We start from the raw sequence: 758 nt of genomic DNA on the forward strand, positions 1-758 counted from the left end.
GGCAAAGAAGATTTTAAACCCGATAAGCGACTACGTATTTTTGGGGATATTAAAAATAATGATTGGGATTGTGTGATTTTAACGCATGACCAATTTAAAATGATACCTCAATCTTACGAAATACAAAAAGAAATTCTTCAGCAAGAATTAGACGATGTGGAAGAAAATTTATGGGCATTGGAACAACAAGGCAAAGAAGTTTCAAATAGAATGCTAAAAGGTATGATTAAGCGGAAAGAAAATTTAGAAGTAAAGTTAAAAGATTTGGAATTTTCTATCAATCAACGAACCGATGCTATTGTTGATTTTCAAATGATGGGGATTGATCATTTGTTAGTTGATGAGAGCCATAAGTTCAAAAACCTAATATTTAACACACGGCACGACCGAGTGGCTGGATTGGGCAATATGCAAGGAAGTCAAAAGGCGATGAATTTATTATTTGCCATTCGCACCATTCAAAAAAGGTCTGGTAAGGATTTAGGGGCTACTTTTCTCTCAGGTACAACCATTTCTAACTCATTAACGGAACTCTATTTACTTTTTAAATATTTGCGTCCACAGGCTTTGGAAAAGCAAGGAATTACCTGTTTTGATGCCTGGGCGGCTATTTATGCCCGTAAAACCATCGATTACGAATTTTCAGTGGCGAATAATATTGTACAAAAAGAACGCTTCCGCTATTTTATCAAAGTTCCAGAATTAGCACAATTTTATTCGGAAATCACAGACTATCGAACGGCAAAAGATATTGGTAT

1 protein-coding gene is annotated in these 758 nt (G+C 35.2%); it reads left to right on the forward strand.

Annotated elements, in window-relative coordinates; genetic code table 11:
- Nucleotides 1–758 (forward strand): helicase-like domain-containing protein (locus VQ048_RS12325; protein WP_503619826.1); only part of this gene is annotated, 758 nt, incomplete at both ends.

This window comes from Bergeyella anatis (assembly GCF_036016955.1).
Lineage (GTDB): Bacteria > Bacteroidota > Bacteroidia > Flavobacteriales > Weeksellaceae > JAYWXI01.